The sequence below is a fragment of the Wolbachia endosymbiont (group A) of Bibio marci genome (assembly GCF_947251645.1).
Lineage (GTDB): Bacteria > Pseudomonadota > Alphaproteobacteria > Rickettsiales > Anaplasmataceae > Wolbachia.
Window position 1 is genome coordinate 533,291 of record NZ_OX366364.1, and the last position, 14,522, is coordinate 547,812.

Sequence of the window (14,522 nt, forward strand, 5' to 3'; positions counted from 1 at the left end):
TTATGGATTAGCCAAGAAAGAAGAGTAGAAACACTTGCTTTAGCCATATATTTATATAAAATTAAAATAAATTAGAGTAAATAAGTTATTATTTTACAATATTGCTATTTAAATGCTAACAAGATTCGCTCCAAGCCCAACTGGCTACCTCCACGTAGGAAACATACGAACTGCTTTGATTTGTTGGATGTACACACGTAATCAAAATGGAAAATTTTTACTCCGTTTTGATGATACTGACCTTCAGCGTTCAGATGTCAAATATATAAATGATATCATACAAGACTTGAAATGGACTGGTATCAATTGGGATGCAAGTTTTAAGCAATCAGAGCGCTTTGAGCGTTACAATGAGGTGTTTTTGCAGTTAATAAAAGAAGGGCATATTTATGCATGCTATGAAACAAGAGAAGAGTTAGAAGTTAAACGAAAGTTGCAGTTAAAACAAGGACTTCCCCCGGTATATGACAGAAGCGCGTTACTTCTAACTGAGCAAGAGAAAATTCGTTATGAGCAAGAAGGAAGAAGACCACATTTTAGATTTAAGTTGGATAGAAATGAAGTTGTTAAATGGAATGATGAAGTTAAAGGTGAAATAAATATTGCAACCAGTAGCATAAGTGACCCCGTGGTAAAGAGAGAAGATGGAATTTACACATACATGTTACCTTCTGTTATTGATGATGTTGACTTTAATGTAACCCATATTGTACGCGGGGAAGATCATGTAACTAATACTGCAGTACAGATCCAAATGATTAAAGCATTAAAAGCGAAAATCCCTACATTTGCTCACCTTTCTCTGCTACATTTTGATGATAGCAAGATATCCAAGCGAGTCGGTGGGCTGGATATCAAATCTATAAAAGAAGATGAAATTGAACCGATGGCGCTAGTTAGTTATTTAGTGAAGCTCGGAACATCCAATCCAATTGAAGCTTGCGCCTGTATGCAATCTTTGATTGACTCATTTAATATTAAAAAATTTGGCTCAGCATCTGCACAATTCAGCTTGAGTGAAGTATACAAGCTAAATAGCAAAGTTCTGCAACAAATGTCATTTGAAATTGTACAAGAACGTTTAAATCAAATTGGAGTGGACTCCTCAGAGTTTTGGTATTTTATAAGGAACAATATAGAAAGGTTTTCTGAGGTGGCCAAGTGGTGGAAAATATGCAAATCTGATATAGAGCCTGTGATTCTTGATAAGGAGCTTATAAAAATTGCGTTCAATGCATTGCCTCAAGGCGATTGTAACGAAAACACATTATCAGAGTGGGTCAAAACTATTCGACAGACAGTGGATATAAAGGCAAAAGATCTATTTACGCAGTTGCGTTTAGCTTTAACAGGAACAGAAACAGGCCCAGAACTTGCTAAATTATTGATTTTTATCGGCAAAGAAAACATCATTGCAAGGTTAAAAGAAAAGTGAAAACCAAAGAATTATAGCTAATACAATCCCTACGTCATACCGCCGCGGTATCTCTAGATCCCGCTAACAAGCAGCGGGATGACGAATTTGTCGTTTATCAAATCGTCGGTAAATCTAAGTCAGTTTAGCTATAGGCAGCAATTTTCTGTATTTATTTTAAATTGAAGAAAGCTCAAATGAAAGATCGTGTTTTGCTAAAAATCACAGAATGCAGTCTGGTTACATTAGTGCGATCCGATAGCCATGAAATCGTGATGGTTAAATTCCATCCGCTCTAACATCGGGTTGAAATCGCGATCCACATTTTAGGAAAGTGGCGACTTACTAAGGTGCAAGCATGGATCAAAAAGGGTAATATTAAACTTTGTAATAAATCCCCCTGAGAATAGTTAAATATGGTTACGAAAGGAACTTATGGTTGAATTGTCGTTAATCAAAATATGCGAAATAAAGTTGATACGCATAGACCAAAGGTATGGGGAAATGAATAGTCAGAATGGTGCAGTCTAACTAAGATGTTTTCAATCCCCCGGCAAATAGTAAGGACCTAAGTTTAACGAGAAACGATTTCATGGAACGGAGTAACCACATGGAAGCTCTTGTTATTCTTTATTTTAAAGAATGATTAAGAAGTTGGCCAACTGAATGCTTCTATGTGAAGGGATTGTCTAAGAACCTGTTTAAAATCTCAAAGAGATGAGCTAAAGTAGGAACAGGTAAATAATGAGGTATATAAATGAGTCAAAGGTATCCAAGCGACATAAGTCGTGAGCAATTTGAAAAAATCAAACCAATTTTAGAAGGTAGGAAAAAGAAAACGAGACCAAGATTAATTGATATATACAAAGTATTTTGTGGAGTGTTATACGTGCTAAAAAGTGGTTGTCAGTGGAGAATGTTGCCAAAAGAGTTTCCAAGGTGGGAAAACATATATTACTATTTTCAAATGTGGAGTAAAAAGCAGTTGTGTTAAAAGTCAATAAAAAAAATGAAAAATATCGAAAAATTTTCAATTTAGTAGATTTATAAAAAATCAATATATTATGACTCTTAATTTAAATATTCTTAATCTAGTGTAGCTGTGGATAAGTACTTATAGTTTGTATAGCGTACTTATCCACAAGCTCTGCCATAAATTAGCTTAGATAGAAACAGACTGAGGACTATATTCCTCAGTAAAGACTCTATCGTCTCTGACCAAAGAGTTAGCAAGAATAAGCAGTTTTCTCATGGCAGCAGTGGAAGCAATTTTATATGGCTTTTTATATTGATTATATAATCTAGTAAAGAAAGGGTTGATATAAGAATTAACTTTTTGTGCACTGAGAATACACATGTGTAAAACCGTTCTAACTTGTGATCTACCGCCCTGAATACATCTCTTTCCTTTACTGAAACCACTGTCTCGATTAAAAGGTGCAAGTCCTGCAAGGCTAGATATTTGCTTTTCTTGAAGGGTTCCAAATTCGGGCAAATAGCAAATCAAAGTAATGGCTGTGATTTTACTTACACCTGGTATGCTAGTTATTGATATATATTTTCTTTTAAGCTCTTGGTTTTGATCGATAAATGTAATCATTTCATCTTCTAAAGTTTTAATTTGATTACGTAAAATCGCGAGAAGCTCCTCTATTTGTTTGATTATAGATGTATCAGTTACCTGTTGGATTTGGGTTTTTTGTATTTTTGCTATTTCTACAAGTTGGTTTCTACGAGATAATTTTTGTTTCAAGCAATCAATATTACCATTATCAACTGTTAAAGGAGTAACACGCATATCTGTATTATTGATATAACGTGAAATGATACTGCAGTCTATTTTATCAGTTTTTGTAGTAATACCAAGGCTTTTAGCATAGTCTCTAACCCATCTAGGTTGAATGACGTACACCTCAAAACCATTGCTTAGTAAAGTATAGGCACATAATTTTTCGTATCCACCAGTTGCCTCAAGACCAACTTTGGTTACATTATGCAAACGTAAAAAGTCCAGCATTTCATCAATGGATTGTACATTGTTTTCAAATATTTTATAATGCTCAAGTGGGTGAATGTGGATATCTAATTTACTTTTGCTAACATCAATGCCAGCAATAATATTTGATGAATTCATAATTCCTCCATAATAATAACATATACTGCATTTTCCAGTCTTATATACGAGCCTAAAAGCTCAATCAGTTGTTCGGAACTTTCAGTATAAATTTAAGAGAAGAGAACCTTGCTTTCCAACGGTCCCTATGACCAAGAAAGGAAACGGTTCCTCTTCTCTATACATCTTTATATTACTGCTTTGTCACACTTATAAAGACTTAATTTCAACATATAAGAAAGGAATAGCGTAATCCCACTTTCTAAGAGCCTGTCTTCAAACTCAAAAATGAGCTAATTTGTGAAGCATAATAGTGATCATATTAAAGAAGATATTGTTTTTTGAAGTAAGAGGAGAATGCTCATAATCTTTGCTCATGCGCCTAAAATTGGAGAGCCAAGCAAACGTTCTTTCAACGTTTGGGAGTGTTAAATAAACCATACGCGTCAAGTTAAGGGAAAGTAGCATAAGGAAAAAGAAAAGTGGTAAAAATTATTTTAGATATTAAGCAATAAAGATAGTAATTTATAGACTCTTCTAAAAGAATTATCTTATTTTAGATCAAAATTTCCAAAAAAATAAATGTAACAAACAAGTTTAAATGGTGCTATATTGGGCGATATTTCCTTAACTTGACGCATATGGTTTATTTAACACTCCCTTTTTGCCAGGAGAAACATATAATTGAAGTAATTCAGGTTTGCAAGATGTGTTTGTAGTAAGGGCTGCAATTATAGCTTCAACAGTAAGCAATGTTGCTTTTAATTACCTCAACATTTTCTCTTGGCAATTCTTTAATGAATCGAGAAGTGCGCATTGGTTGCCACTGATTATTAATTTCTCTCCTATCTGCACATGAAATGATTAACTTTTCCTTTGCCCTGGTTATGCCAACATATGCAAGTCTCCTTTCTTCTTCTAAAGCTTTACCACTTTTATCATCAAAAGATCTTTGATGAGGAAATAATCCCTCTTCCCAACCAGGTAGAAACACGCACGGGAATTCAAGTCCTTTGGCTGCATGAAGAGTCATAACATATACAGTGTCATCGTTATTCATATTATCCACTTCCATCACCAAACTTATGTGCTCCAAGAAAGTTGTGGCATTATCGAAATTCTTTAAAGATGAGATGAGCTCCTTGACATTTTCTATTCGTGCTAAGCCTGTTACCTCCTCATTTTCAAGCATTTCAATATACCCTGATTGGTTTGCTACGATTTTAATGAATTCATGCAGTGGTTTTACGCTTACTATTTCTTCCCAAGCTTTAATTTTATTTAAAAAATCGTTGAGTGAGAGTTTAATTCTTTCGGTTACTTGATTACTATTAACTAATATTTTTGCTGCCTCAAAAAAAGAAATTTTGTTATCCTGAGCAGTCGTGTATATTTTCTTTAGAGTTGTAGCTCCTATGCTTCTTTTTGGCCGATTTACGATCCTTTCGAAAGCTAAGTCATCGTTATTGTTTGTAACAAGCCTTAAATATGCAATTATATCCCTGACTTCCTGACGTTCGTAGAATTTTACGCCACTTATAATCTTGTAGGGAATTGAATATTTTATAAAATACTCTTCGAGAACTCTAGTTTGAAAAGTGGCCCTTACCAGCACTGCAATGTCACTAAATCTGTATTTATTGAGCTTTAATATCTGTTCGCTTATGAACCTTGCTTCAGCTTTTCCGTCCCATAATTTTATTAGATTTACCTTTTCCCCTTCAATGTTTGTTGTCCACAATTTTTTTTCTAAGCGAGTCTTATTGTGATTGATAACATATGACGCAGTTGCAAGTATGTGGGGTGTTGATCTATAATTACACTCTAACTTGAAGGTTTTTGCATTTTTAAAATCATCTGAGAACTTCAAAATATTTTCAACTTCTGCACCACGCCAACTATATATCGACTGGTCATCATCTCCTACACAGCAAATATTTGAGTGCTCTTTTGCAAGGTATTTTAGCCAAAGATATTGTATCGCATTTGTATCTTGATATTCATCTACCATGACATATTTAAACTTGTTTTGGTAGTAGGACAGAACTTCGGTCTTTTGATTAAAGAGTTGTATGTTATATAGCAATAAGTCACCAAAATCGACAGAGTTAAGGAATCTCAACCTTTCCTGATATTGGTGATAGACTTTGAGTGCAATCACGTACACTGGCCTAAATGATTGAATATCTTCCACTTCAGATGGCAACAAACACTTCTCTTTCCATTGCTGAATAATATTCATAATGGTCTTACATTTTTCTGATAGGTAATCAGGGTTTATTTCATTAATAATATTTTTTATTACCTGTAATTGATCATCCACACCAATGATTGTAAAATTGGGGTTTAAGCCCACAATTTCTGCGTGCAGGCGCAAAATTTTTGCTGCAATTGCATGGAAAGTGCCAAGCCATGGTATGTTTGTGCCTGTTAGCTCAAGTACCCTTGATACCATCTCATTTGCTGCTTTATTTGTAAATGTAACTGCTAATATTTCATCAGAATAAGCGTGACCGTTTCTAATTATGTGTGCTATTCTTGAAGTAATCGTTCTTGTTTTTCCGGTTCCGGCTCCTGCCAATATCAAAACTGGTCCATCTATGTTAGTTACAGCTGATTGTTGTTCTGGATTTAGCAGTGAGAGATAATCGTTCATCGTAGCCCTATAGATTATAACTTCGTAAAGTTAAACCTATGATCGAAATATTGTAAAGGTTTTATTGAATAGAACAGTTAAAGAATGCTTCACTCAAGTACTACATATTTAAACGTAGGTTTTACATCTATTTTGTTTTAGTAGTTTCAGGTGTATGTCGAGTAACAACAACTTGATTTGAGGTATTGGCACCAGAACTTCTGCTTGTTGGGTGAATAGGTGGAGTTTGGAATGGCTTATATGTACGCCTTCATTTCTATTTCTTCAGCTTTATAATAATTTAAAATGGAGCTGGAGCTTTGTAGTACAATGTTTTCAAACGTTTAATATAATATTGACTTTACAGCAATAATTACTTTAAATTAGTAACTATTGTTGCAGTTAAAGTATCGATGCCTTTTTTCTTTTATTTTTTTGCAATTCTTAGCATTTTATCTGCTGTTTGTGTAATTAGTGTAAGAAATCCTGTGCATGCAGTATTATTTTTAATTTTCACCTTCGTTAATTCTGCAGTTCTTTTTATTCTCCTTGGAGCTGAATTCATCGCTATGATGGTATTGATAGTATACATCGGTGCGGTTGCAGTGTTATTCCTCTTTGTAGTTATGATGCTCGATATTGACTACATAAGACTGCGTCAGGGTTTTGCAAAGCATTTCACTCTTGGTGCTATATTATGTGTTGTGTTTTTTCTGATTATCAGCTTTGTAATCCGCAGCTCAGCACCGAATATAAGCAATGTTATAAACTATAATACCAATAACGTGAAAGCTATTGGTAATTTGCTGTATACCGACTACATGTACGCTTTTCATCTTTCTGGTATTCTGCTGCTTGTGGCAATTGTCGGTGCAATTGCTCTTACTTTACAAGACAAGAAAAAAGGAGTTAAAAAACAGAATGTATTAAAGCAATTGACACAATCTTCATCTGTAAAATTGGTTAAGGCTAAATTTGGAAAAGGAGTGGAATGGAAATAGGATTAAATCATTTTCTGATAGTTGCTGCTATTTTGTTCACTATTGGAGTATGCGGTATTGTCATCAACCGTAAGAGCATAATCAACATACTGTTGTCAATAGAAATATTATTGCTGGCGATTAACATCAATCTAGTTGCTTTTTCTGCCTTTATGAATGATATAGTTGGGCAAATTTTTGTGATGTTTGTGTTGACTGTTGCGGCAGCAGAGTCAGGAGTTGGGCTTGCAATATTGGTTGTATATTATAGAAGCCGTGGCAATATAGATGTTGAACAAGCGAACTTAATGAAAGAATGAAAGTATGACGTATATACTGAAATTAATAGTATTTTTGCCACTCTTTGGTTCGCTGTTTGCAGCACTTTTTAGAAAAAGTCAGTTAGTTACAACGGCAGGGATTGGAATATCTGCAGTTTTATCTTGGTATGTTTTTCTTACCTTCTCTGAAAATTGTCATTTAGTTTTATTTCCTTTGTTTTCATTAAGTGTATTAAAAGTAAATTGGGCAATTAGTGTAGATGCTCTCTCATCCTTAATGCTTATTGTTATTACCACCGTTTCACTAGTAGTCCACCTCTATTCTATCGGTTATATGGAGCATGGTAAAGGGAAGTCGAGGTTTTTTTCTTACCTATCGCTGTTCACATTTTGCATGATTGTGCTGGTTGTAAGCGATAATTTCGTGCAGCTTTTCTTTGGCTGGGAAGGAGTTGGCCTGTGTTCTTATTTACTCATAGGATTTTGGTTCCAAAAATATTCTGCAAATAATGCAGCAATTAAAGCATTTGTTGTAAATAGGGTAGGAGACTTTGCACTATTAATTGGAATCTTTCTTATTTATTATACATTTCACTCTTTGAAATTTACTGAAGTTTTTGACACAGCTGATCTTCTTGGCGCGCAGAACATTAGGGCATTCTGCTGTGAATTCAAAGTAATTCATATAATATGCATATTACTTTTTATTGGCTGTATGGGTAAATCTGCACAGCTTGGTTTACATGTTTGGTTGCCAGATGCAATGGAAGGGCCAACCCCTGTTTCTGCACTCATTCACGCAGCAACGATGGTAACAGCCGGTATATTTTTAATAGCAAAATGTTCTCCATTGTTTGAGTTGTCAAATGTGGCACGAGAATTAATAGTTATTGTTGGTGCACTTACTGCTTTTTTTGCAGCCACCGTTGCGATTACTCAGAACGATATAAAGAAAATAATTGCTTATTCAACCTGCAGTCAACTTGGTTATATGTTCATGGCATGTGGGCTTTCTGCTTACAATGTTGCTATTTTTCATTTAATGACACACGCTTTTTTTAAAGCTTTACTATTTCTTGGTGCTGGCAATGTGATTCATGCAATGCATCATGAGCAAAATATTCAGAAAATGGGAAATTGCTGGAAGAAAATCCCTTGCACTTACACTCTCATGTGGATTGGGTCTCTTGCACTTTCTGGAATATTTCCATTTGCAGGTTTTTACTCAAAAGACTTGATAATTGAACATGCTTATAGCACGGATAGCTTTGCTTTTGTAATAAGCTTAGTTGTTGCATTCTTCACAGCGTTTTACTCTTGGAGGTTATTGCTTCTTGTGTTCCATAGCCAAAAACAAAGTAAAATTAATATACATGAGGCACCAAAGATTATGCTTATACCATTACTGATACTTGCTTTTGGTTCGGTATTTTCTGGAGTGTGGGGAGCAAATATTTTGAACATAACTAGTAATGCGTTTTGGAAATCAAGTTTAGTAGTTATTGATGAGCATGGAGTTCATAATTTCTTTATAAAATTACTACCGACCTTAGCGAGCCTAAGTGGAATAGCACTTGCATATCTGATTTACCACTATCAAAAATTTAAGCAAATTAAGAGTAAATTTTTACTTAAATTTTTGCAGGATAAATGGTACTTTGATGAGGTATATGATTTTGTTGTAATTGTACCGATAAGGCTTATATCTAGGCTTCTATGGAAGTTTGATGTTAGGGCTATTGATTCATTTGGACCAGGTGGTGTTGTAAGGTTGGTTAATGAATGTTCAAAAAGTTCTATAAAGTTACAAACTGGTTATATATTTGATTATGCGCTTATTATGTTTGTTACTCTAATAATCGGTGCTTTGTATATTATTTGGAATTAAATAAAAAGTGTTGTTACTTAGTATATTCTTGCTTCCACTGATAGGAGCGTTAATTTTATCTTTAATCAAGATTAATCATAAATCTATATATCTAAAATTTATCTCTCTATTTTTTGCCGTACTTCCATTTTTGCTTAGTGTTGTAACTCTTGTAGAGTTTGATTATAACAATACAGACTTTCAGTTTGTCAGCTATCCAATTAGAAATGTTGGAATAGGGGTAGATGGCATATCGTTGCTTTTCCTTCTGCTGACAACTTTCTTGTTTGTTATTTGTATGCTCTACAATTGCAAAATGAGTTATACGACCCTCAAGCCATATATGGCATTGTTTCTGCTGCTTGAGAGTTTTGTAGTCGGTTTCTTTATTTCACTGAATGCTATAAGCTTTTATGTATTTTTTGAAGCTGTTTTAATACCAATGTTCTTTATTATTGGCGTTTGGGGAGGGAAACAAAGAGTGTATGCAACATTTAAATTGTTTCTTTATACACTAACTGGCTCGTTATTATTTCTACTTGGGTTGGTGTACATCTATAGTATTTTTGGGACGTTTAGTATACAAAAATTAGCCACATTAACGCCGGGTCTTGATCTTAAAGTGCAGTTGTTACTATGGATTGCATTTTTTATTTCTTTTGCAATAAAAGTTCCAATGTTTCCGTTTCACACTTGGCTTCCTGATGCGCATGTGCAATCACCAACTTCTGGATCTGTGATTTTAGCTGGCTTGCTTATTAAAATGGGGGGATATGGATTTTTAAGGTTTTCTATTCCAATGCTTCCTCAGGCAAGTTTGTATTTTTCAAATTTCGTTGTTGTGCTGAGCATTATTGCAGTAATATACGCTTCGCTAGTTGCGTTTGCTCAAGATGATATAAAGAAGTTAATAGCTTATTCTTCAATAGCACATATGGGGATCGTTACTGCTGGCCTCTTTTCATTTTGTGAGGAAGGAGTACTCGGCGCTATATTTCAAATGATTAGTCATGGCCTTATTTCTGCTGCTTTATTTTTATGTGTTGGAATGCTATATACTCGAACTGGAATTTTGGAGATTGCAAAATATTTTGGCATAGTAAACACAATGCCAAAATTTGGTTTTATGTTCATTTTATTTTCAATGGCTTCAATAGGGCTACCTGGAACATCTGGATTCATAGGTGAGTTTTTGGCTATGGTTGGAATGTTTAAGAGCATAGGGTTTTTTACAGGATTTATCGCACTTGGCACTATTTTAAGCGCAGTTTATATGCTGAATTTATGTAAGCAAATAATATGGGGGGTTAGCTATTCTAAATTATTAAATAACCGCTTGGATAGCATAGAATTTTCTGTCTTAATTCTGCTTGCAGTGTTTGTTATTTTGCTTGGATTCTACCCAACCCTTGCACTGAATTATTTGAAGCCATGTATGGCAAATTTGTTAGTCAAATATAATGCGCTATGAATTATATACAGATATTGCCGGAAACGTTCTCTATTATCTCCTCGTTAGTGTTGCTACTGCTTGGAATTATATTTAACCGCCGAACTATCAACTTATTAGCACTTGGCTGCACAGTGATAACTTTGATTATTTTAATTATTTCAGCAGAAAACAATGAAATTTTTCTCTTTAATTCGTTGTTAAAACTCAATTTATACATCAGGTCAGCCCAAGGGTTAATTCTCAGCACAGGAATTTTAATACTTTTGATGCTGAATTTATCAAAATATGACTATAAATATGAATTTTCAATACTGATTCTTTTTGCGCTATTTGGCATGATAACTTTAGTTTCAGCAAATAGTCTGATTTCTTTTTACTTAGCTTTTGAGTTGATGAGTATATCTTTATATGTTCTTGCGAGCTTTAATAAAGATTCAGCTTATTCATGTGAAGCAGGAGTGAAATATTTTACACTTAGTGCATTATCTTCCTGCATTATGCTGTATGGTATGTCATTGCTTTATGGATATACAGGACAAGTCAATTTTTCTGAGTTAAGTTCATTCTTGCAAAACCATCAGATAACTTATGGAATAGTTTTTGGGTTAGTCTTTGTCCTAATTGGTTTGTGTTTCAAGCTTGCTATTGCTCCTTTTCATATGTGGGCTCCAGATGTCTATCAAGGTGCACCTACCATAGTAACTGCGTTTTTTTCTACAGCTCCAAAAGCTGCACTTGTAACATTTTTAATTCGATTGATGAATGAAGAGTTAGTAAATGTAAAAAGTTATGTTCAGCCTATTTTCTTATACGTTTCAGCATTGTCTGTGCTTATCTCAGCTTTTGGGGCCTTGCGTCAGCAAAACTTAAAAAGGCTGCTTGCTTACAGTTCAATTGGTCACATTGGTTTTATATTTGCTTCACTTTCTATTTTTACACAAGCAGGAACAGATAGTGCCTTAATGTATCTGGTGATATATATCATCACAAGCATAGGGCTATTCTCATATCTCATACAAATTGACGATGACGATTGTGATATTGCAAATTTATCTGGTATAGGGAAGAAACGCCCAATTGTAGCATTTCATCTTTCTGTGCTGTTACTCTCGATGTCGGGAATACCTCCACTTGCAGGTTTTATCGCTAAATTTTTTATATTCAAAAGTTTAATAAATTCTGGCTTTATCAGCCTGTCCTTGATCCTTGTAATGGCAAGTGTTGTATCGTGTTACTATTATCTAAATATCATAAAAGCTATGTATTTTGATAAAGCTAGTGGTAATAAGGTTGCTTATTCTAAGGGTCTATTCATTATCACTTCAGTGGCTTCACTGATCAACCTCGTTCTTTTCTTGTACGTTTTACTCACTCATTGAACTAAAGGGCTGACAAAGTGATCCCTGAGGGTTTTCATATTCATCATTACAAAGAAGTTTCAAGCACTAATAAAGAAGCGCTGGATTTAATTGGGAGAGGAATATCAAATGAAACTATTATTATTGCCGATAAACAAACAGAGGGTAGAGGGCGCACTGGAAAAAGCTGGATTTCTCCCGAGGGTAATTTTTATGTAAGTTTAACCATAGACCTCTTGCATAATCATTCTGGCGTCATTCCAATGCTGGATTCCAGCGTCACGCGCTGGAATGACAAAGAAAATTTAAGCAAATTAACAGAACTGACTTTTGTGACTGCTCTTGCTGTCAGGAATACGTTATTGTCATTTATAAGTGACAGTAACGTTCAATATAAATGGCCAAATGACATTCTAATCGATGGCAAGAAAATAAGCGGAATATTGCTTGAAAAAAGATCCAATTCGAATTGGCTCATTATAGGAATCGGAATTAATGTCAATCATGCACCACTTCCAGGAACAATGTGCATTAGCAATTACGGTGAATCTGTGTCTAATACAGACCTGTTAAAAGAATTAATAATAAACTTTAATAAGCTAAGAAAGCAATGGCTATTTGATGGGTTTTATGCTATAAGAAAAATGTGGCTTACAAGAGCATTCAAGATGAACGAGCAAATCAGTGTAAAGTTAGCTGACAAATTGTATGAAGGAATTTTTGCTGATATAGATAAAAGTGGTAAATTGGTGTTGCAGCAAAAGGATGGAAGCTTAATTTATTTTGATGCAGGTGAGTTATTTATTGATAATGCATTATGAATACATATGTAATTTTTGCTTACCTTATTAGTTTTACGTTGATTACCGGAGAACTGATTTTTACCATTTCTTGCTATACTAAAAGTAAAAAAATTCTAGAAAGCCTGAAAGATAATAATGAAGAAGAAACATAAGCGATTACTTATAACTTCAGGAATTTTCTGCTTTTTAAGCTGCATAGTCTTTTTTATTTTAACGACACTCAAAGAAAATATCTCATTTTTCTATACAGTAAGTGAGGCAATAGTTTTACCAAATAATCAAAAGCCAATCCGTGTTGGTGGAATGGTTGTTGAAAATAGCGTGATACGCAACGAAAGTGAAGTGATTTTTCAAATGACAGATTTTAACAAAAGCGTTGTGGTAAAATACCAGGGAATACTTCCACCGATGTTTTCAGAAAAAAGTGGTGTTGTTGTGCAAGGTAAAATGTTTGATAATAGTACCTTTCTTGCAGATACGGTGTTTGCAAAACATGATGAGAACTATATGCCGAAAGTTTTCAAACAGATTCCTTAACCCAGCTGTATTGAAATAGTATGTAGAGAGAGTAACAGCCTGCTAGCAAGCTGTTACTTTCCTAACTACTTACAATATATCAGAGTGAGTTGGTGCTTCCCATTCATTTATGTTATCACCACCAGTTGTTCCTGTTTTTAATTTTTCAACCTCTTCTTTTAGGTTGTTAAGGTTTCCTTCCAAAATTTTATAATCCTTCTCAGCCTCTATAGCTATCATATCAAGCCTATCTAAATCTTTATACAATAGATCCACTTCATCTTGACGATCCTTCAGCTCATTATTCAATTTAGGAACAAATGTTTCATTTAAATCTGCGATTAGTTTATCTAGAATTGTGTGGACATACTTGACCTGTGCATTCTTTTCTTTATCGCTCTCAAAAGATTTAGGCTTAATTTTGACCTCTATGTTGTCTATTACTCTAGAGTTGTCTCCGCCTATTTCGCTTATTAATTCAAAGTTGCTTTCGCTTTCTTTCATACTGTAATTACTCATATTAACTCCTATAAAAAATTATAATTTTAAAACTAACTAGTTACCTTGAAATGGTATGTGAAAGAAAGCAACAGCCTGATATCAGGCTATTACCTTTTTTATTAAAGCAATCCGTTCTCTTCACCAGTAATATGGAGTAATGGAGGAGCTTCTCCAATATCTGGAATCGAATTCCTAAGATCTGCAAATTCACTGTCTATACTACTTGTCTTGCTGCCTATACTATCTATGGTTGATGATAATTGTGTTATTATACCACTTTGAATTGCACTATCCATATTTTCGTCATACTTATTAATGCTGTTTATCAAGCCATCATAAAAATTTTTAAGGTGCTTTATGGTCAATGTAATTTGTGGCATCTTATCAATCTCTTCTTGTGTCATATCTTTAGTTATATCAAATTCTTCCTTTGTTTTACCACTGACAATCTTCTTTATTACTGGCTTTTCAAAGCTTGGTTTATCAAACTTCGGCTTCGAAAGTTGTAATGTATTATTTGATTCAACTTCTTCACTAGAATATAATTTTATATTTTTATTCATAATAGTTACCTCCTATAAAAAAACTACTTATCTTTATA

13 protein-coding genes and 1 pseudogene are annotated in these 14,522 nt (G+C 34.1%); 10 read left to right on the forward strand and 4 right to left on the reverse strand.

Going from position 1 to position 14,522, the window contains the following annotated elements; all coding sequences use genetic code 11:
• Positions 1-112 precede the first annotated feature (112 nt).
• Together gltX and OPR48_RS02920 are read left to right on the forward strand one after the other, a co-directional pair.
• Positions 113-1,435 carry a glutamate--tRNA ligase gene (gene gltX / locus OPR48_RS02915; protein ID WP_265026506.1) on the forward strand — a complete coding sequence of 441 codons (1,323 nt, stop codon included), beginning with the start codon at positions 113-115 and terminating at the stop codon, positions 1,433-1,435.
• A 736-nt stretch (positions 1,436-2,171) separates the two neighbouring features.
• Positions 2,172-2,393, forward strand: a pseudogene (locus OPR48_RS02920) (transposase); the annotation flags it as partial.
• 183 nt (positions 2,394-2,576) lie between these two features.
• On the opposite strand, the gene OPR48_RS02925 reads toward OPR48_RS02920, so the two are convergent.
• Positions 2,577-3,548: an IS110 family RNA-guided transposase gene (locus OPR48_RS02925; protein WP_265026507.1), complete on the reverse strand. Its 972-nt coding sequence runs from the start codon at positions 3,546-3,548 to the stop codon at positions 2,577-2,579.
• 718 nt (positions 3,549-4,266) lie between these two features.
• The gene (locus tag OPR48_RS02935) at positions 4,267-6,183 is read right to left on the reverse strand and encodes an ATP-dependent helicase (protein ID WP_265026508.1); all 1,917 of its coding nucleotides are present in this window, start codon (positions 6,181-6,183) and stop codon (positions 4,267-4,269) included.
• Positions 6,184-6,575: 392 nt separating this feature from the next.
• Here OPR48_RS02935 and OPR48_RS02940 point away from each other — a divergent pair, with 392 nt between their 5' ends.
• Genes OPR48_RS02940 through ccmE form a run of 8 tightly spaced genes read left to right on the forward strand, consistent with a single transcriptional unit; the run spans position 6,576 to position 13,441 of the window.
• Positions 6,576-7,163 (forward strand): NADH-quinone oxidoreductase subunit J, encoded by a 588-nt coding sequence (locus OPR48_RS02940; RefSeq protein ID WP_265026509.1) that lies wholly within the window; start codon positions 6,576-6,578, stop codon positions 7,161-7,163.
• Positions 7,154-7,462 (forward strand): NADH-quinone oxidoreductase subunit NuoK, encoded by a 309-nt coding sequence (nuoK, locus tag OPR48_RS02945; RefSeq protein WP_265026510.1) that lies wholly within the window; start codon positions 7,154-7,156, stop codon positions 7,460-7,462. The genes OPR48_RS02940 and nuoK overlap by 10 nt, the downstream gene beginning before the upstream one ends.
• A gap of 4 nt (positions 7,463-7,466) precedes the next feature.
• A complete protein-coding gene (nuoL, locus tag OPR48_RS02950; RefSeq protein ID WP_265026511.1) occupies positions 7,467-9,311 on the forward strand; it encodes an NADH-quinone oxidoreductase subunit L in 1,845 nt (614 codons plus the stop codon).
• 7 nt (positions 9,312-9,318) lie between these two features.
• On the forward strand, positions 9,319-10,761 hold the full coding sequence (locus OPR48_RS02955; protein ID WP_265026512.1) for a complex I subunit 4 family protein: 1,443 nt from the start codon (positions 9,319-9,321) through the stop codon (positions 10,759-10,761).
• Positions 10,758-12,122: an NADH-quinone oxidoreductase subunit N gene (locus OPR48_RS02960; RefSeq protein ID WP_265026513.1), complete on the forward strand. Its 1,365-nt coding sequence runs from the start codon at positions 10,758-10,760 to the stop codon at positions 12,120-12,122. The genes OPR48_RS02955 and OPR48_RS02960 overlap by 4 nt, the downstream gene beginning before the upstream one ends.
• A 17-nt stretch (positions 12,123-12,139) precedes the next feature.
• Complete coding sequence (locus tag OPR48_RS02965; protein WP_265026514.1) at positions 12,140-12,922, forward strand: biotin--[acetyl-CoA-carboxylase] ligase; 783 nt, start codon at positions 12,140-12,142, stop codon at positions 12,920-12,922.
• Positions 12,919-13,056: a CcmD-like small membrane protein gene (locus tag OPR48_RS02970; protein ID WP_182158513.1), complete on the forward strand. Its 138-nt coding sequence runs from the start codon at positions 12,919-12,921 to the stop codon at positions 13,054-13,056. Before OPR48_RS02965 ends, OPR48_RS02970 begins: the two co-directional genes overlap by 4 nt.
• Positions 13,040-13,441 (forward strand): cytochrome c maturation protein CcmE, encoded by a 402-nt coding sequence (gene ccmE / locus OPR48_RS02975; protein WP_265026515.1) that lies wholly within the window; start codon positions 13,040-13,042, stop codon positions 13,439-13,441. The genes OPR48_RS02970 and ccmE overlap by 17 nt, the downstream gene beginning before the upstream one ends.
• A gap of 69 nt (positions 13,442-13,510) precedes the next feature.
• Here the strand turns inward: ccmE and OPR48_RS02980 are convergent, their stop codons facing one another.
• Positions 13,511-13,939 (reverse strand): hypothetical protein, encoded by a 429-nt coding sequence (locus tag OPR48_RS02980; protein ID WP_265026516.1) that lies wholly within the window; start codon positions 13,937-13,939, stop codon positions 13,511-13,513.
• 101 nt (positions 13,940-14,040) lie between these two features.
• Entirely contained in the window at positions 14,041-14,484 is a 444-nt protein-coding gene (locus OPR48_RS02985; protein ID WP_265026517.1) for a hypothetical protein, read from the reverse strand.
• Positions 14,485-14,522 lie beyond the last annotated feature (38 nt).

Coding starts and splice junctions, on each gene's coding strand:
- gltX (WP_265026506.1), top strand. CDS start 113: ATGCTAACAAGATTCGCTCCAAGCCCAACTGGCTACCTCCACGTAGGA.
- OPR48_RS02960 (WP_265026513.1), top strand. CDS start 10,758: ATGAATTATATACAGATATTGCCGGAAACGTTCTCTATTATCTCCTCG.
- OPR48_RS02935 (WP_265026508.1), bottom strand. CDS start 6,183: ATGAACGATTATCTCTCACTGCTAAATCCAGAACAACAATCAGCTGTA.
- nuoL (WP_265026511.1), top strand. CDS start 7,467: ATGACGTATATACTGAAATTAATAGTATTTTTGCCACTCTTTGGTTCG.
- ccmE (WP_265026515.1), top strand. CDS start 13,040: ATGAAGAAGAAACATAAGCGATTACTTATAACTTCAGGAATTTTCTGC.
- OPR48_RS02970 (WP_182158513.1), top strand. CDS start 12,919: ATGAATACATATGTAATTTTTGCTTACCTTATTAGTTTTACGTTGATT.
- OPR48_RS02985 (WP_265026517.1), bottom strand. CDS start 14,484: ATGAATAAAAATATAAAATTATATTCTAGTGAAGAAGTTGAATCAAAT.
- OPR48_RS02940 (WP_265026509.1), top strand. CDS start 6,576: ATGCCTTTTTTCTTTTATTTTTTTGCAATTCTTAGCATTTTATCTGCT.
- OPR48_RS02980 (WP_265026516.1), bottom strand. CDS start 13,939: ATGAGTAATTACAGTATGAAAGAAAGCGAAAGCAACTTTGAATTAATA.
- nuoK (WP_265026510.1), top strand. CDS start 7,154: ATGGAAATAGGATTAAATCATTTTCTGATAGTTGCTGCTATTTTGTTC.
- OPR48_RS02925 (WP_265026507.1), bottom strand. CDS start 3,548: ATGAATTCATCAAATATTATTGCTGGCATTGATGTTAGCAAAAGTAAA.